At 66.6% G+C, this 17,650-nt stretch carries 15 protein-coding genes; 12 read left to right on the top strand and 3 right to left on the bottom strand.

Annotation, left to right across the window (positions count from 1 at the left end):
- Window position 1 precedes the first annotated feature (1 nt).
- Window positions 2–1,903 carry a bifunctional sugar phosphate isomerase/epimerase/4-hydroxyphenylpyruvate dioxygenase family protein gene (locus tag ACVZTU_RS15560; protein ID WP_482400782.1) on the bottom strand — a complete coding sequence of 634 codons (1,902 nt, stop codon included), beginning with the start codon at window positions 1,901–1,903 and terminating at the stop codon, window positions 2–4.
- Window positions 1,900–3,225 (bottom strand): MFS transporter, encoded by a 1,326-nt coding sequence (locus ACVZTU_RS15555; RefSeq protein ID WP_139467996.1) that lies wholly within the window; start codon window positions 3,223–3,225, stop codon window positions 1,900–1,902. Before ACVZTU_RS15555 ends, ACVZTU_RS15560 begins: the two co-directional genes overlap by 4 nt.
- Window positions 3,226–3,466: 241 nt before the next feature.
- Between ACVZTU_RS15555 and ACVZTU_RS15550 the strand changes: the two genes are divergently transcribed.
- From ACVZTU_RS15550 to ACVZTU_RS15540, 3 genes are read left to right on the top strand one after another with little or no spacing between them, the layout of a single operon-like run.
- A complete protein-coding gene (locus ACVZTU_RS15550) occupies window positions 3,467–4,216 on the top strand; it encodes an IclR family transcriptional regulator (protein ID WP_139467997.1) in 750 nt (249 codons plus the stop codon).
- Between the two features lie 2 nt (window positions 4,217–4,218).
- Complete coding sequence (gene aroQ / locus ACVZTU_RS15545) at window positions 4,219–4,671, top strand: type II 3-dehydroquinate dehydratase (RefSeq protein ID WP_482400781.1); 453 nt, start codon at window positions 4,219–4,221, stop codon at window positions 4,669–4,671.
- Window positions 4,668–5,528 (top strand): shikimate dehydrogenase, encoded by an 861-nt coding sequence (locus ACVZTU_RS15540; protein WP_420096379.1) that lies wholly within the window; start codon window positions 4,668–4,670, stop codon window positions 5,526–5,528. Before aroQ ends, ACVZTU_RS15540 begins: the two co-directional genes overlap by 4 nt.
- 51 nt (window positions 5,529–5,579) lie before the next feature.
- On the opposite strand, the gene ACVZTU_RS15535 is transcribed toward ACVZTU_RS15540, so the two are convergent.
- Window positions 5,580–6,431 (bottom strand): DedA family protein, encoded by an 852-nt coding sequence (locus ACVZTU_RS15535; RefSeq protein ID WP_482400780.1) that lies wholly within the window; start codon window positions 6,429–6,431, stop codon window positions 5,580–5,582.
- A 129-nt stretch (window positions 6,432–6,560) separates the two neighbouring features.
- On the opposite strand from ACVZTU_RS15535, the gene ACVZTU_RS15530 reads away from it, so the two are divergent.
- The 9 genes from ACVZTU_RS15530 (at window position 6,561) to ACVZTU_RS15490 (ending at window position 17,639) form a co-directional block, all read left to right on the top strand.
- A complete protein-coding gene (locus ACVZTU_RS15530; RefSeq protein ID WP_482400779.1) occupies window positions 6,561–6,992 on the top strand; it encodes a hypothetical protein in 432 nt (143 codons plus the stop codon).
- Window positions 6,883–8,481, top strand: a complete 1,599-nt coding sequence (locus ACVZTU_RS15525) for a sensor histidine kinase (RefSeq protein ID WP_482400778.1) — start codon at window positions 6,883–6,885, stop codon at window positions 8,479–8,481. Before ACVZTU_RS15530 ends, ACVZTU_RS15525 begins: the two co-directional genes overlap by 110 nt.
- Entirely contained in the window at window positions 8,478–9,137 is a 660-nt protein-coding gene (locus ACVZTU_RS15520; protein WP_482400777.1) for a response regulator transcription factor, read from the top strand. The genes ACVZTU_RS15525 and ACVZTU_RS15520 overlap by 4 nt, the downstream gene beginning before the upstream one ends.
- Window positions 9,138–9,212: 75 nt before the next feature.
- A complete protein-coding gene (locus ACVZTU_RS15515; RefSeq protein ID WP_482400776.1) occupies window positions 9,213–10,568 on the top strand; it encodes a glycosyltransferase family protein in 1,356 nt (451 codons plus the stop codon).
- Window positions 10,558–11,913 carry a glycosyltransferase family 4 protein gene (locus tag ACVZTU_RS15510; RefSeq protein ID WP_482400775.1) on the top strand — a complete coding sequence of 452 codons (1,356 nt, stop codon included), beginning with the start codon at window positions 10,558–10,560 and terminating at the stop codon, window positions 11,911–11,913. Before ACVZTU_RS15515 ends, ACVZTU_RS15510 begins: the two co-directional genes overlap by 11 nt.
- A complete protein-coding gene (locus ACVZTU_RS15505) occupies window positions 11,910–13,229 on the top strand; it encodes a glycosyltransferase family 4 protein (protein WP_482400774.1) in 1,320 nt (439 codons plus the stop codon). The genes ACVZTU_RS15510 and ACVZTU_RS15505 overlap by 4 nt, the downstream gene beginning before the upstream one ends.
- Window positions 13,226–15,136, top strand: a complete 1,911-nt coding sequence (locus ACVZTU_RS15500; RefSeq protein ID WP_172171644.1) for an ABC transporter ATP-binding protein — start codon at window positions 13,226–13,228, stop codon at window positions 15,134–15,136. Before ACVZTU_RS15505 ends, ACVZTU_RS15500 begins: the two co-directional genes overlap by 4 nt.
- Window positions 15,133–16,452: a phosphotransferase family protein gene (locus ACVZTU_RS15495; protein WP_139468009.1), complete on the top strand. Its 1,320-nt coding sequence runs from the start codon at window positions 15,133–15,135 to the stop codon at window positions 16,450–16,452. Before ACVZTU_RS15500 ends, ACVZTU_RS15495 begins: the two co-directional genes overlap by 4 nt.
- Entirely contained in the window at window positions 16,449–17,639 is a 1,191-nt protein-coding gene (locus ACVZTU_RS15490) for a phosphotransferase (protein ID WP_139468010.1), read from the top strand. Before ACVZTU_RS15495 ends, ACVZTU_RS15490 begins: the two co-directional genes overlap by 4 nt.
- Window positions 17,640–17,650: the final 11 nt, after the last annotated feature.

Below are 17,650 nucleotides of genomic sequence, written 5' to 3'. Positions count from 1 at the left end.
CTCAGCGACCCGCGTTGCGCCGGTGCTGTGCGGCCAGCCGCACCGGCGCGTTCGGGGCGCCGTATCCCTGGTAGTCATTGCGGCGTTCGACCATCTCGAAGAACACCGATCCGATCGTCGAGGTGTAGAAATGGAGGAACTCGCCGCTGCCGTCGCGGTCGTAGAGGATGTTGTTCGCCCGCAGCCGTTCGAGCAGATCGGGGGCGAGATCGAAACGAGCCTCGAGATCCTCGTAGTAGTTCTCGGGAACAGGCAGGAAGTCCAACCCTCGTGAGACCGCGGTCTCTGCGGCCGTGAAGATGTCATCGCAGGCGAGAGCGACGTGCTCGGGGTAGCCGCCGGTCGTCGAAGTTTCGGCAGAACGCGGCGCGAGGTTGAGCGGCATGCGGATCGCCCCGTCGGAGCTTGCCATCACCTGCGACCGGACGAGACCTGAGGGGCTGGGCACATCGTTCGAGACCTGAGCATGGAGCGCGAGAAGAGAGGTGTAGAAGAGCACCGCTTCGTCATAGTGGTGGGCCGGCTGTGCGAGGTTGACGTGGTCGATGGCCGAGCGGCGATCGTCGGGGACGTTGCCGAACTCCTCGGTCCACGTGGGGTCGATGCCGGTTCCGTTGCCGAAGAATACCTCGGACCCGTCGGGAGCGAAGACGCCGCGCAGGATCTCCTCGTCATGGGCCTGGTCGCGGGGGACCTCGGTCGCCTGGAGCAGAATCGCCCGATTGATCGCGGCGTCGGCATCGGCCACGGCGAAGCCGATGCCGTGCAGATGGGTTCCCGATCCGGTGGGTGCGCCAGAGGGCTCGGATTCCACGGGGTCGACACCAGCGGATTCGGTGACGACGATGCGTGCCTGTCCGCGACGCCACAGCTGGACGTGCGGCTTCGTGCGGTGGAATCCGACGAAGCGGAATCCGAGCTGGTGGATTTGCCGGGTCAGTGCCCCGAGGTCGTCGGTGCCGAGCTCGACGTAGTCGACGCCGCGAGGTTCGGCGACCTCGGGCAGTCGCTGCAGGTCGAGACGCACTCGTCCCGCACCGGCGGCTGCAGGAGTGCCGCTGGCCGAACCCGGGTCATTGTCCTCAGACACCTGATCCGCGGTCGCCGCCTCGAGCCACCGCAGGGAACGCAGTCCGTCGACGGCGGTGCGCTGGGTGTCGGCCTGTCGGAAGGAGTCGTTGAAGACTTCGAGCGACACCGGTCCAGCATAACCGGTCCCGGCGACGCGAGCGAGGAAGTCGGTGAGGTCCCACGAGCCTTCGCCGGGGAAGACTCGGTGGTGACGGGACCAGCTGAGCACGTCCATCGACAGGGCCGGAGCGTCGGCGAGCTGGAGGAAGAAGATCTTCTCGCCCGGGATCTCGGCGATGCGTGACAGGTCCGTACCGCGGGAGAGGATGTGGAAGCTGTCGAGGCAGGTGCCGATGCGCGGATGGTCGGCGGCCTTGACGAGGTCCCAGGCGCGATCGTATTCGGAGACGAATCGACCCCAGGCCAGCGCCTCGTAGGCGACATTGATGCCGTATCTCTCTGCCAGATCGCCGAGGCGGCGCAGCTGATCGACGACGACCTCATCGTTGTCGATGGTTGCGGTGGCGACGTTCGAGCACAGCAAGATCGTGGTCATACCCATTCGACTCATCAGCTGGAACTTCGCCTCGGCCCGGGTCAGATTGGCGGCGAACTGCTCGTCATCGACGCCTTCGAAATCGCGGAAGGGCTGATAGAGGTCAAGACTCAGTCCGAGCTCTGCGGCCAGTTCGGCAATCTTCTCGGGCGAGTTGGGCGAGACGATGAGATCCTGTTCGAAGATCTCGACCCCGTCGAACCCTGCCGTTGCGGCAGCCTGCAGCTTCTCCTCGAGCGTGCCCGACAGGCACACCGTGGCAATCGAGGTTTTCATCGTGACCTTTCCTCGTGGACGACATCGATCTCTTCCAGGCTCAGTCCCTTCGTCTCCTTCGCCGTCATCGCGACCAGGCCGACGACGACGCAGACGCCCGCGGTGAACGCGGCGACCGAGACCCAATTCTCTCCTCCGGCGCCGGCGACAGCGGAAGCGAGGACCGGAGCCAGACCGCCGGAGACCGCGAATCCGACCTGTGTGCCCAGTGCCAGACCTGTCACTCGTGCCGTCGTCGGGAACATCTCGGCGTAGAACGAGGGCCAGATGGAGTTGGCCAGCGAGTACGCGCAGCCGGACATGATGGCGCCGAAGACGAAGATGAGCGGCCAGTTCCCGGCCGAGACCGCACCCAGGTACGGGAACATCATCAGACCCGATCCGACGGCGCCGGTGATGAAGATCGGTTTCCGGCCGAATCGGTCGGAGAGCAGTGCGGCCGCCGGGATCGCGAAGAGGGCGACACCGTTGGCGATGACCGAGACGAGCAGCATGGTCGAACGCTCGAGGCCGACGATCGACGTGGCGAACGACAGCGACCAGACGGTGAAGACCATATTCACGGTGTTGACCATGGCGCACACGGCCACGCGGACGACCGCAGCCTTGTGCCACCGGAAGACCTGCATGAGCGGTGGGTTCTCAACCCGCGACTCCTTGAATGCCGGCGGCTCCTCGAGCCCGCGACGGATGAGCCAGGCGGTGAGCACGACCAGTGCCGACAGCCAGAACGGTACACGCCAGCCCCAACTGAAGAGTGCTTCGTCAGGGAGGAAGGCAGTGAAGGGAATGAACACGGCTGTAGCCAGCAGGGTGCCGGCCTGAGTGCCGTGCAAGGTCCAGCTCGTTGTCCACGACCGCTTCGCCTCGTCCGAATGTTCGAGGGAGACTGAGATTGCGCTCGCCTGTTCACCCGAAGCCGACAGGCCCTGGATGATGCGGCAGAGCACGAGCAGGATCGGAGCGAGCATTCCGACCTGGTCATAGGTCGGCAGGCAGCCGACGACGAAGGTCGACACGCCCATCATGAACAGAGTGAGCATGAGGACGAACTTGCGACCGAAGCGGTCACCGAGCGGTCCCATGATGAGCGCACCCAGCGGACGCACGACATAGGCGACCCCGACCGTCCCCATCGCCAGCAGAATGGCGATTCCCGGTGCGGTGGTCTCGGGGAAGAACAGAGTGTTGAGCACCAGCGCCGCCGCGGTCCCGTAGACCGCGAAGTCGTAGTACTCCAGGGCCGAACCCGTCCAACTCGACAAGGCCGCGCGCAGCGGTGTCTTCTTCGTGGGGCGAGCTTCCTCGATCGCGTTGCTCATGCTTCCTCGCATTTCTCACTCTCAGGACTTATCGACGGCCTCGGCGCTGTCGAGCGTTCATCGGACCGATACTGCATTGCCATAGTGTGGCAATAATTGTTACATTGTGGTTTACAGTGTGATTGAGATGACATAGCCTGTCAACGTGGAACGAGGGAATTCTGCTTTCCGGACTCACGAACCACCTGCACATACTGCCCCAGCACCACCGAACTGCCACAGCAACGCAAGGAGGCGAAGCATGCCGCCCAAGGGCTCGAACTCGGTGACGAAGACCTTCGAGATGCTCGAACTCCTCGGCGAATCACCCGAGGGGATCAGCGCCGCCCAGGCCGCCGAGACGACCGGCTATCCCTTCTCGACCGCCTACCGCCTCCTCGGCGGGCTCGTCGAATCCGGGTATGCCAGCTTTGATGCGCGCACGAAGATCTACACCCTCGGGATGGAGGTCTTCCGCCTCGCGCAGAAGGTCGCGCACCGGCAGGGGCTGTCCGGAGCGACGAAGGATCTGCTGCAGGAACTGACGAAGTCCACCGGCGAATCGAGTATCCTCGCCGTCCGTCGCGGCAATGCCGCACTGACTGTGCTCACCGTCGACGGCCCGCAGTTCCGCACGACCACCGACCCCGGCGACGAATCTCCGCTGCATACCTCGGCGATCGGTCAGGCTCTGCTCGCCCATGATCCACAGGCCGACGCCACCGTCGACGCGCTCGACCTCGTCGCTCGCACCCCGAACTCGATCACCGATACGGCGAAGATGCGCACACGTCTCGAACAGATACGCGCCGACGGCTGGGCGGGACAGTCCGAAGAGAACGACATCGGCATGAATGCCCTGGCCGTGCCCGTCTTCGACCTCGACGGCACCTTGCTGGCCTCGCTCGCGCTCGCCGCTCCGGTCTTCCGCCGCAGCCTCGACGAGCTCATCGAATTCGTCCCCCGACTGAACGAAACCGCGGCATTGATCGCCGCCCGATTCCCGAGGTGACCATGCCCGAAATCCTCGTCCTCAACGGACCCAATCTCAACCTCCTCGGGGAGCGCGAACCGGAGATCTACGGCCGCACCACGCTGGCCGATATCGAGGCCATGTGTGCCGACACCGCCGCCGAGGCGGGGCTGAGCGTTCGCTGCATCCAGAGCAACCATGAGGGTGGGCTCATCGATGCCGTCCATGCGGCCCGGCGCTCCACGGTCGGTGCGATCATCAACGCCGGAGCGTACACGCACACCTCCCTGGCCCTGCACGATGCGCTGAAATCCTATGACCACCCGATCATCGAGGTGCATCTGAGCAACCCGCATGCGCGGGAAGCCGTGCGCCACCACTCCTACCTCTTACCCGTCGCCGCGGCCGTCATCGCCGGAGCCGGTGCGAAGGGCTACGTCCACGCGGTCGAGATCCTCATCGACCACCTCACGAACGCGAAAGCGAGACTATGACCTCATCCCTCCTCCTCGGCCTCATCGGCGATGGCATCTCCGCCTCCCGCACCCCGCGGATGCACGAGAACGAAGGTGCCGCACATTCCATCCCCACGATCTACCGCACCATCGACATCAGCAGCCCCCACCTCGCCGAGGCGACACTGACGGAGCTGCTCACCGCGGCGATCCGCCTCGGTTTCGACGGGCTCAACATCACTCATCCGTTCAAGCAGCAGGTCATCGGCCTCCTCGATGAGGTCGATCCCGTGGCCGCGCGCATCAATTCGGTCAACACCGTCGTCATCGACAGCGCCGGACGGACGACGGGATACAACACCGATGTCACCGGTTTCGCTGCCGGATTCCGTGCCGGACTGGACGGTGCCGCCACCGAGGCGGTCGTGCAGATCGGTGCGGGCGGAGCCGGCCGTGCGGTCGGGTTCGCACTTGCGCAACTCGGAATCGGCGACCTCATCATCGCCGACACCGATGTGCAGCGTGCCGAAGGACTGGCCACGGACATCGTAGAAACGTCATCGGTCGGAACTCGGGCGCGAGCGATCGGGCTCGATGAGCTGGAAGGGGCGGCCGCCTCGGCGCAGGGGATCGTCAACGCCACCCCGGTGGGGATGAAGGCGTACCCGGGAACTCCGGTCGACACTTCCGTGTTCGGGTCGGATACCTGGGTGGCCGACGTCGTGTACTTCCCACTCGAGACGCAGCTGCTTGCCGAAGCCAGAGCGAAGGGCTGCCGCACGCTCGACGGATCGGGGATGGCGGTCAATCAGGCCATCGACGCGTTCGAACTCTTCAGCGGACAGAAGGCCGACCCGCAGCGCATGCGTGAGACCTTCCTGTCCTTCGGCTCCTGATCCGAGACACCTGACCAGGATCCGAAGCGGCTCCCGGTTCGGCGGGAATGGTCAGTTCTCGGAGGTGCCGCCTGCGGCTTCGGCCTTCTTCTGCTTGCGGTATTCCTTGAAGAAGCTGATGGCGAAGATGCCGACGATCAGGGCCAGGGTCAGCCACAGGGCGTACTTGTCGATGACCTTGAGGATGTCGACCGCGGCTTCTCCGAGCTGGTAGCCCAGGAATGTCCAGATGAGCGTGAAGATGAGGCAGCCGAGGAGGTCGGCGACGAGGAACAGCGACAGGCGCATCCGCGTCCACCCGGCGACGAGGTAGACGAGGGTGCCCGGGATTCCCGGGCAGCGCGAGATCAGCGTCATGAGGAACAGCGCCCAGTTCGGGATCTTCTTCAGCTGGTTGATGCGTTTGAGCTGGCGTTCGTTCTGTGCGAAGAGCCGCAGCACACCGTCGCCCCACCGGCGCCCGGCCAGCCAGAACGCCCAGTCGAGTTTGGCCATGCCGACGAAACCGGCGACGATGACCAGCCACAGCGGGATCTCACCGACGCGGGCATAGGCGGCGGCAGCGACGATCGAGGTCTTCGCGCCGTTGATGAATTCCTGGACGACCGGGGCATTGACGAGCATCCACGGTCGCAGCGGCATGAGGCCGAGGTAGATGAGTGGGACGCCGATGATGATGAACAGCAGCAGCTTGTCGAGGCCTTGGGCCTTGCCCTGCCAGGGTTTGATCGCCGCCCACGGATTCTCCTTGGACTCGGCTTCGGAGCTGACATCCGGCTCAGTGGTTGCGGAACCGTCTGCCTGCGCGGAACCATCGTCGGGCTCGGTGGACTCGGGCATCGGCGATGAGGGGTCTGCGGATACGGGCTCAGCCTGGTCGCGGTCCGCGCGATCGTCGCTCATCGGTGGGCTCCTGCGGGTCGTCGTGGCGGTCGGCGCTTACGGTATCACAGGCGCCCGAACACTCCACCTAAGAAGACTCTCATCGCCTCCGGCTCGACTTTGCGGCAGGCCTTGGGCAATGTGGACGGTATGGGTGGACGATCGAAGATCATCGGCTGGATTGTGGCCGGTCTCGTTGTCATGCTCGCACTGCTGACCGTGCTCATCGTGCGCAACACCACTCAAGCGGACCCGCCGGATCTCAGCCCGGTGGAAGTCACCCCTGAACCGACGGAGACCTCCAAGACGTCGGATGCAGACGCTGACAGCTCTGCCGACGAAGACTCGACTGGTGCCTCCGACACCGGCGCCTCCGCTGCCGAGGACTCAGATGCTGCGGACTCCGGAGGCGAGGATTCGCGAGAACCTGATGAGATCGAGCACTCCTACGAACCGGTGCCCAACCCGCCTCGTGAAGTCCCCGACGACGATGATGGCGGGGACGACGACGGCGACGACGATGACCGGGACGATGATGACCGGGACGACGGCGACGATGACGGGGACGACGATGACGACTGAACGGCGCGTCGGGCTGACCGTTCAGAACCGGTTGACCATCACCGTTGCCGCACTGTCCGTGCTCACCCTCTCCATCGTCGGCCTCATCCTCTACACCGTGGAGTCGAACAACGTCTCCAGCCGGACCACCGCCTCGATGTCCCAAGAGGTCGACGAGATGCGGACGTTCTCCGAGAACGGGATCGATCCGCAGACCGGCAGACCATTCGCCTCCGTCGATGAGATCCTCAGCAATTTCCTCGCCCAGAACAGGCCGGACGAGGACGAGGTGCTGTTCGCGTTCCTCACCGACGGCCGCGTGCTCTATCAGGGTGAGCCGAAGGACCTCCTCGGCAGTTCGAGCGACTTCGAGAAGGCCGTAGCCGGGGCGGCCGAGAAAGGCGGGGAGATCCGCCTGACCGTCGGTGACGTCGAATACGAAGGCTTCGTCCTGCCCATCGCCGGCACCGAGGCGGGAGCGGGCACGGCCACGGACACCCAGACCGCGCCCACCGATTCGACGTCCCGGACGAAGGGCGTCGGCGAGGTGGCGGGCGGAGCGGCCGCGACGAACGGGGCGGGAGCCTTCGTCGTCGTCCACAACGTCTCGGCCAGCCATGCCGACCTCGTGCAGATCATGCAGATCTATGTCGTCGTCGCGCTCGCCGCCACTCTGCTCATCGCCGGACTCTCCTCACTTCTGGCGCGCCGGCTGCTGTCACCGGTGACCGAGCTGAGGCAGACCGCGCAGTCGATCTCCGGCGGTGATCTCAGCAGTCGTCTGGAGACGAAGGGCCATGACGACATTGCCGAACTCGGGCACACCTTCAACGAGATGCTCGATCGCCTCGAGGCGGCTTTCGAAGCTCAGCGGCGCTTCCTCGACGACGTCGGGCACGAGCTGCGCACGCCACTGACCATTCTCGGCGGTCACCTCGAGACGATGAACGCAGAGGACGTCGGCGATGTCGAGGAGACCCGGGCGATGCTGCTCGATGAGACGGATCGGATGGGTCGCCTCGTCGAGGAGCTGCTCCTGCTGGCTCGTGCCCGCCGCCCTGATTTCGTGCGTTTCGCCGAGGTGGACCTCAGCGGGGTCGTGTCCGATTCCCTGGCGAAGGCCAAAGGACTGGGAGACCGGGAATGGGGCCTCGACGTACCCGAATCGCTGAGTTTCCGCGGGGATCGACAACGCCTGACGCAGGCGCTTCTGCAGCTGGCGTCCAATGCCGTCGAACACACCGAGCACGGTCAGAAGATCGTCTTCGGTGCCCGGGACGACTCCGATTCCGTGCACGTCTGGGTTCGCGACGAAGGCAAGGGGGTGCCCGACGAGATCGCCGAGGATATCTTCGACCGTTTCTGCCGTGGGTCGACCGACGGAGCCGGGTTCGGGTTGGGCCTGTCGATCATCTCCGCCATCGCCGAGGCGCACGGAGGCACGGTCGTGCTCGACCGGACCGCCATCGGTGCACAGTTCCGCATGATCCTGCCGAAAGGACAGAAGTGAAGAGCATTCTCGTGATCGAGGACGAGGCGCGGATCTCCGCCTTCATCTCGAAGGGCCTGACCGCCGCCGGGTTCAGTCCGCAGACCGCCGCCGACGGCCTCACCGGGCGAGACCTGGCAATGACGGGCGACTTCGCGCTCGTCATCCTCGACATCGGTCTGCCCGTCCTCGACGGTTTCACCGTGCTCGGGCAGCTGCGTGAACGGCGACCCGAACTGCCGGTGCTCGTGCTCACCGCCCGGGACAACCCGGACGACACGATCTACGCTCTCGAGTCCGGGGCGGTCGACTATATGATCAAGCCCTTCCGATTCGCGGAGCTGCTGGCTCGCGTCCGTCTGCGGCTCAAGGAGAGCCCGCAGGAGCAGGAGGTCACGGAGCTCATCCGCGATGAGGTGCGCATCGATCTGCTCAAAAGGCAGGTGTGGGTCAGAGACCGTCTCGTCGACCTCTCGGCTCGGGAACTGTCCCTGGCCGAGATCCTGCTGCGCAACAGAGGTAACGTCCTCTCCCGCGAACAGCTGCTCTCCCACGTGTGGGGATTCGACTTCGACCCCGGCTCGAACGTCGTCGACGTCTATGTCGGTTACCTGCGCAAGAAGCTCGGCTCTGATTTCGTCACCACGGTGCGCGGCTTCGGATACCGCGTGGACTGAACCTAAGATCTTTCTCATCCGCGTCTTAATCTCATCTTAATCACAGCCGACAAGCTGAGATGTATGAGACGACGATTGAGAATCGCACTGTTCTCCCACGACTCGCTGGGACTGGGCCACATCCGCCGCAACAGGGCGCTGGCCTTCGCTCTGGCCCGAGACCTGCCGGCACTGACCGGCCGGGAGGTCTCCGGTCTGCTCATCGCCAGCAGTCCTGAGGCCACGCGATTCGACCTGCCGGATGGGTGGGACTGGGTGATCCTGCCCGGAGTCACCCCCGCCCCCGGCGGTTACGTCCCACGGGCACTCGCCTCCTCGATGCAGGGCCTGCGGGCACTGCGAGCGGCGGCGATCTCGGCGATCCTCGACCAGCAGCGACCTGAGCTCTTCATCGTCGACCGGCACCCCTTCGGCATCGGCGGCGAGCTCGCCGACGCCATCGACCAGGTCCGCGATTACGGCTGCCGTACGGTCCTCGGGCTGCGCGAAGTCCTCGACACCCCGTCCGTCATCGCTGTCGAATGGGAGAAGGTCGGAGGGCCTGCACGAGTGGCCGAATCCTTCGACGAAGTCTGGATCTACGGTGACCCGGACGTCTACGATCCCCGGTCCACCGGCGAAGTGCCCGCGACCCTGGCGGCCAAGGCCGTGACCACCGGCTACCTGTCACGGGACCGCCCCGATGACGGTGGTGTCCTGCCGGCAGGCACCGTGGCTGCGGGTGTCGTGACGGCAGACGTCGAGACGGCAGGGGGCAGAACCCGGCCCTTCGTCCTCACCTGCCTCGGCGGGGGATCCGACGGCGGCAGCCTCGCCTCGATCGCAGTGGACGCCGAACCGCCCGATGGCCACCGTCACCTCGTCGTCACCGGTCCGCAGATGGACACCGAGGAGTTCGAACGACTGCGTGCCCGTGCCGGTGCGGCCACCACAGTCATCCGTCACTGCGACGACATCCCAGGACTCGTCGCCGCCGCCGACGCTGTCGTGTGCATGGGCGGGTACAACACTCTGGCCGAACTCATGGCCACCGATACCCCCGCGCTCGTCGTCCCCCGCAAGGGACACCGGGCCGAACAGCCCAGGCGGGCATTCGCCCTCGCTGCTGCCGGAGCGGTCGACGCTCTGACAATCGACAGCCTCGACGCCGATGTTCTCAGCGAATGGTTCGCCGACCGGGTCGGGCGACCCGCAGACCGTTCCCAAATCGATCTCACCGGATTGGCCACCGTTCCCCGCCTGGCAGCCGAACTCATCGCTGATGTCCGCGCCGAGGCAACGGCATTCGGATCCGCAACCGCACCGACGCCGACAACCGCACCGGCGACAACCGCACCGGCGTCAACAGCGCCGACGGCGACTGCAGCCGCCGGCACAGCACCGTCCGCCCGTCTGCCCATCACCCTGGAGGAGACCAGCCATGCTGTCTGAACAGACACCAAACCCTTCAACACCGGCACCGCGTCCACCGGCAGCCCCGACCGCTCGACCGGAAAGACATCTCGGCCGCCGCGCCTACGTGCTCAAGATGTACCCGCGGTTCTCCGAGACCTTCATCGTCTCCGAGATCCTCGCGCGTGAAGCCGCCGGAGAGGACCTCGTCATCTTCTCCCTGCGCCCCAGCACGGACACCCGCTTCCATCCCGAACTCGCTCGCGTCCGCGCCGAGGTCATCCACATCGACCGGCCCTCGAGCGCCCGCAGCTTCTGGCAGTCCTTCGCCGAGGCGGCAGCGGAACCGCGCGTGGCCGCGGCAGTGTCGGACCACCTCGGCGAACTTATGGAACTGGGCCACGATGATGCGATCCAAGCTCTCACCCTCGCCCGGTTGGCCCTCGACCACGAGGTCACCCACCTGCACGCGCACTTCGCGTCGGTGTCGACGACCGTGACTCGGGCCGCCTCGGCGCTGACGGGGATTCCCTACTCCTTCACCACGCATGCGAAGGACATCTTCCACGAGGATGTCGTGCTCACCGATCTGGCCCGCAAGACCGCGGACGCCGACCACGTGATCGCGATCAGCGATTTCAATCGCCGCTACCTGTCGCGGGTGCTCGGCCCCGAGTTGGCCGACCGGGTCGTCGTCGTGCGCAACGGCCTCGAGATCGATCGCTTCCCGTATCGGCCCAAGCAGGGCGCGACGGGCGAGGTGCCCTCGCTGCTGGCCGTCGGCCGCCTCGTCGAGAAGAAGGGATTCGCCCACCTCCTCGACGCGCTCGCCCGCCTCCGGGCCGACGGCATGAGCTGCCGTCTCGACCTCGTGGGCACCGGCCCCCTCGAGGAGGAGCTGCGGACCCGGTCCCACACACTCGGACTCGACGACCTCGTCACCTTCCACGGAGCGCTGACCCAGGCCGAGGTCCGCGACATGCTCACCGACCATGACATCCTCGTCTCCCCGTTCGTCATCGGCACCGACGGCAACGCCGACGGCCTGCCCACCGTGCTGCTCGAGGGCATGGCCACCGGAATTCCCTGCGTCGCCGGGGCCGTCACCGCCGTGCCAGAGGTCATCGACCATGGCCGGACCGGGTGGCTCGTCGACGGTACCGATGAGGCGAACATCGCCTCCACCATCGCCGAGGTGGCCGCCGCCCTCCGCACGGATCCCGCCGGTATCCGTGCCGTCACCGATGCCGCCCGTGACCGGGTGTGCCGCCTGCACGACTCGGGCGTCCAGGCCGGGCAGCTCGCGAGCCTGGCCGACGCTGCGGCGGTGCCTGGGGCAGTTCCTGCCGTTCCGACAGTCCGTGAAATGGAGTCAGTGTCATGAGAATCGCCTATGTCCTTCTCGACCCCGGCATCGGAGTCTTCGGCACGAAAGGTGCCAGCGTCCACGTCCAGGAGGTCGTGCGAACCTTCCGAACACTCGGCCATGAGGTCAGCGTCTTCTGCACCCGCACCGATGACGACGTGCCCTCCGACCTCGCCGACCTCGATGTCACCCGCCTCGAGGTGCCCCGTGGTCTTGACCGCTCCCAGCGTGAGATCGTACTGTTGCGACTCTCCGACATGCTCGCCGACCTGGTCACGGACACGGTGGCCGCCTCGGGGCAGGGATTCGACCTCGTCTACGAACGGTATTCTCTGTTCTCCACGGCCGGTGCCCGGATCAGCCAGCGCCTCGACGTGCCTTTGATCATGGAGGTCAATGCGCCTCTGCTGGAGGAGCAGCGGACCCATCGCGGACTCGTCCACGCCGAACACGCCGCCCGTGCCACGGCGGCAAGTTTCGCCGGAGCCGCACGCATCGTGTGCGTGAGCGAACTCGTCGCCGACTGGGTCCGCACCGACTATCCCGGCCTCGGCGACGTCAGCGTCGTCCCGAACGGAGTGAACACGGAACGGATCACTCCACGGCCAGATCACGACAGCCTCGGCGGGGAAGGATGCGGGTCGCCCAGCGGTCGCTCGATACGGGAGGACCGCCCCGGTGGGGGACCTCCGAGTGTTCACGGTCCGGTGCGGATCGGGTTCGTCGGCACGCTCAAACCCTGGCACGGCACGGATCGGCTCATCGCCGCCTGCGCCGGACTGGTCGGGGACTTCCGTGTCGACATCGTCGGCCATGGCCCCGAATCCGAGGCGCTGGAGAATCAGGTGCGTACGCTCGGGTTGGATGGGCGTGTGCGTTTCCACGGTGCTCTGGCACCCGAAGCCGTGCCGGAGGCGCTGCGCGAATTCGATATCGCTGTCGCCCCGTACCCGGCAGGGGAGAACTACTTCTCCCCTTTGAAGGTCTACGAATACCTGGCCGCCGGACTGCCCGTCGTTGCATCGAGCGTCGGTTCGATCCCCGGCGTGCTCGCAGGAACCGGAGCCGCGATCCTCACCGACCCGGCCGACCCCGCGGACCTCGCCCGCGCACTGCAGAGACTCATCGACGACGGCGAACTGCGCGCGAGGATGGGAGCACGCGCCCGCGCAGAGGCCCTGACCAGCCATTCCTGGATGCGCCGGTGTCAGCAGATCCTCGCACCGGTGACGGGAACCGCCGGCGACACAGCTGCCGGAGAAACCGATGCCGCACCTATCTGCGAGGAAACGTCCGTATCGGGACGGCGCCCCGCCTCGGCGGTGATCTCATGAGCGGCAAGAAGCTCACGGCGTCCGCGCTGCGGCGGACCCTGCGGATCATCCGCCCGCACCTGCGTCGGCACACGTGGCTGATCATCGGCGGGATGGCCGCACTGCTGGCCGACGTCGTCTTCCGCATTCTCGAACCGTGGCCGATCAAGATCGCCGTCGACGCCGTCACCGCGGCCCTGGGCGCCCAGATCGCCCCGACGTTCGGCCTCGACGCCGGAGTGGGTACGACCCTTGCAGTCGTGGCCATCGGCCTGGCCGTCATCGTCGGCGGACGGGCCGCGGCGAACTACGCCTCGACGATCTGCTTCGCTCTCGTCGGCGCCCGTGTCGCCACCCAGCTGCGCTCACGGGTGTTCGATCACGTCCAGTCCCTGTCGCTGCGCTACCACTCGAAGGCCTCGATCGGAGACACCTCACAGCGACTCGTCGGCGACATCGGACGGCTGCAGGAAGTCGCCGTCACCGCCGGGCTGCCCCTGGTCGGCAATGTCATCACGCTCGCCGTCCTACTCGTCGTCATGGTCGTCCTCGACCCCGTGCTCAGCGCCATCGTGCTCGTCACGGCGGCGGTCTACGGCCTGCTGTCGAAGGTGGCGACCCCGAAGATCACGAAGGCCTCCCGGTCCACGCGCAAGGGTGAGGGCCGACTGGTCGGATCCGCCGCCGAGGCGCTCGGTGCCATCCGCGTCGTCCAGGCCTACGGACTCGAGAAGACCGTGGCCCGCGACTTCGCCGACGGCAACGAACGCGCACTCAGGGCCGGGGTGCGGGCACGCCGTCTGGCGGCCGGGCTCGAGCGCTCCACGGATGTTCTCGTCGGCATCTCGCAGGCTCTCGTTCTCGCCTTCGGCGGGTGGCAGGTGCTGCGCGGGGCGATGTCTCCGGGCGACCTCGTCCTCTTCCTCCTCTACTTGAAGATCGCGATGAAGCCGCTGCGGGACATGGCCAAATACACCGGCCGGATCGCTCGCGCGGCCGCCTCGGGGGAGAGGATCGCCGACCTCCTCGACGAACCCGTCGAGATCGCCGACGCCCCCGACTCAGTGTCCATGGGCCCGGTCTGCGGCGACGTCGTCTTCAACCGCATCACCTCGGCCGATGGGCATGGCAGGCCGCTGTTCGACGAGCTGGACCTGCTCATTCCGGCTGGACAGAAGGTCGGGATCCTCGGGGCCTCCGGGGCCGGAAAATCGACCCTGATGAGCTACCTGCTGCGGTTGTCGCAGCCGGACTCCGGGTCGATCTACCTCGACGGCTACGACACCCACAACGTCACTCGCGCCTCCCTGCGGCAGAACGTGTCGGTCCTTCTCCAGGAGTCCGTGCTCTTCGCCGCGAGCGTGCGCGAGAACATTCGCTACGGTCGGCTCGATGCCACCGACGCCGAGGTGGTCGCCGCCGCCCGTGCGGCCCGTGCCGATGCGTTCATCCGCTCTCTTCCCGACGGCTACGACACCGAGCTCGGCAACCGAGGGGACACGCTTTCGGGTGGGCAGCGGCAGCGGCTGGCCATCGCTCGCGCCCTCGTCCGCGACGCCCCGGTCGTCGTCTTCGACGAAGCGACGACAGGGCTCGATCCGCAGACTCGCGCCGAGGTGGCCGATTCAGTGTCCGCGCTGACGACGGGCCGGACGAGCATCGTCATCAGCCACGACGTGGCGATGATCCGCGGACTCGACCGTGTGGTGTGGCTCGAGGACGGTCGGGTCGTCGAGGACGGAACACCGAGCGAGCTGGCTGCGGCTGCGGACTCGCGCTTCTCCCGGTGGATCCGTTCGCAGGCCGACGAAGCCGACAGCGTGCCGGGGCGAACGATGGGGGCGGAGCCGTCCACGGTCGCGGGACCACGTCCGTCCGAACCGCCCACCGTCGGCAGCGCCCCCACCTATGCAGGAGCCTCATCATGACCGCATCGATTTCCGACCCGGTGAACGACTTCGTGGACACGAGATTCGCCCTGTTGCCCTATATCGACGAACTGCGATCGGCAGACGAGCTCTCCCGACGCCTCGGCTTCGCGGTTCGTCCTCGCCGTGTCCGTGTCAAACCGGGGAAGAGCGCCATCGTCGCATGGCAGCGAGAGGAGCCCAGCCGCCTCGGCGAATTCGATGGTTGGGGATTCACCGCGGTTTTGACGAGCCCGGACAAGCTCGCCAATGCTCGGCGGCGGGCCGCTCGGCACGGGCAGGAGCTGGTCGTCCACGAGGCTGCCGACCCGCGTTCGGCGGGTGCGACCGGTGCCGTGCTGGTCACCGGCGGAGTGCTGGCCGACCCCAGGATCGGCAAGCATGTCGCACGGACACTCGACCACCTCGGCGGGGATCTGCGGATCATCGGATACAACCCCGCCAGGCGGCTGCTGCTCAAGCACACCCCGGCCGATGGGGCGCCGGAATTCGTGCGGATCGCCGCCGACTCCCAGATCCACCTCGCCGAGGCAGCCGACCGTTGGCAGCGAGCGGAGCTTCCCAGCCTGCCGGTCGAGTTCGTCGGCGGACGTGACACCGCCACACGTTCGCCGTGGTGGGGGACCGGTGACCTGAGCGATCGACCGGATCCGAATGTCGCCGAGGAAGTCGGCGTGATCATCGCCGAACTGCACAGAGGCGGTGTGTCTGATACACGTGCACTGCCGGACGACGAAGGCGATCCGGGAGAATCCGCGGGCGTGCAGGCAGACAAAGTTGGCGCTTCGGCGGGGGAGGACGGACGCGCGCTCGACTCTCCGCTCGACCAACTCGAGACCACCAGCCGGTCGCTGGTTCGTCTGCTCCCGGAACGAGAGACTGACATCGTCGGACTGCTCTCCGAACTGAGCCGACGACTCGGACCGAATCGAGGCCTCGGGCCGAAGCGGGAACTGCGGGAGATCCACGGGGACCTCAGCCCCGACCAGGTGCTTCTGGCGAATTCCGAGTGCCGGATCATCGACCTCGACCGGTCCGGGTACGGGCCGATCGGGATGGATCTGGGGCGATGGATCGCGGCCTGCCGCGTCGATTCCCGGTTGCACGAGCTCGAGCACCCCTTCATCGACGGCTACCGTTCCGCCGGCGGCGAGGAGACCGACCTGGGCGCATGGACGGCGTGGGCGATCCTGGTGGCCGCGCTCGAACCCTGGCGCAGCTGCTCCGAGACCTGGAGGGACGAGACGATGCGGATCATCGACCTCGCGCGCACCGCTCTGGAAGGGAACGCCCCGACGACGGAGGTCGCACCATGACCGGGACGAAGCAGACCGTGACGAAACAAGCCGTGACGAAGCAGACCGCGGCGACGCAGATCGCGACGAAGCAGACCGTGACGAAACAGTCTGCGACGAAGTGGGGCGCGGCCCTGCACATCCCTGACGCAGTCACGACCGGCGGACAGGACTGGAACGTGCGTCGAGCCTGGCCCGCAGGAGACAGTCGAATCGCGTGGGAGGCTTCTCTTCCTGGCCAGGGGACCCGGGTCGGCTATCTCGACGAACGCGGCGTGACGGTCCTCGACGCTGACCGTGACCCGAAGCTGCCGGGTCTCGCCGGGCTGCTCGAGGACGGAGGCCGGTTGGTCTCCCATCGGCCGGGCAGACGCGCCGTCGTCCGCCTGCGCGACGGCAGCTTCGCCAAATGCGTGCGCGACGGAAAGGCCTCCGACGTCATCGCGGGACAGTGCCGAGCGGTTGGGTTCCTTCCCGGTTTCGCCCTCCCGCAGGTGCTCAGTTCGGATTCTTCGACCGTTGTGCTCAGCGTGGTGCCCGGGGTCGAACTCCACGATCCAGCCGAGCTCGGCGAGGAGTGGTCACGTGCCTGGGCCGAGTCCCTCGACGCCTGGGCTCAGGCAAAGGCACATCCGACCAATACCGTGCCAGCGGCTGCGCCGAAACTGTCGACCGCGATGCCGTTTCATGGGGCTGCGGACGAGGTCGAAGTGCTCCACTTATGGCGTGAGCGCGCCCGTCCTCTGCTGGAGACCACGCGGACTGCGCGAGGGGAGACTCTGCTCGCCGACGTGGACGAACTCATCACAGAGGTCACGGCCGAACTCGACGACGAGACCGCCTCGGCGAGGGACGGATCGATCGGGCTCATCCACCGGGACCTACACGACAAACAGATCATGTGGGATCCGATCTCCGGACCGGGGCTGCTCGACGTGGATACGGCGTGCCGGGGTGAACGGGCGCTCGACCTCGGAAACCTCCGCGCGCATGCCCGGTGGCGCACCGAGCAGGGTCTGTGGACCCCCGCCGAGGCGGCCGTGGTCATCGATGAGATCGCCCGGGTCGCGTCGGCGGGAGGGTTCGACCCCGCCAGGGTGAGCGTGTACGAGAGGGCCACCCTCATTCGGCTCGCCTGCGTCTACGCTTTCCGGCCCGCTTGGAGCGACCGGATCGGGTGGCTGCTCGAGGCGGCGCAGGCGATGTGAGACTGCGACAC

The sequence above is a fragment of the Brevibacterium sp. OS20 genome (genome assembly GCF_056837565.1).
The sequence above is the reverse complement of the archived record's forward strand: the minus strand, read 5'-3'. Positions and strand labels throughout refer to the sequence as shown.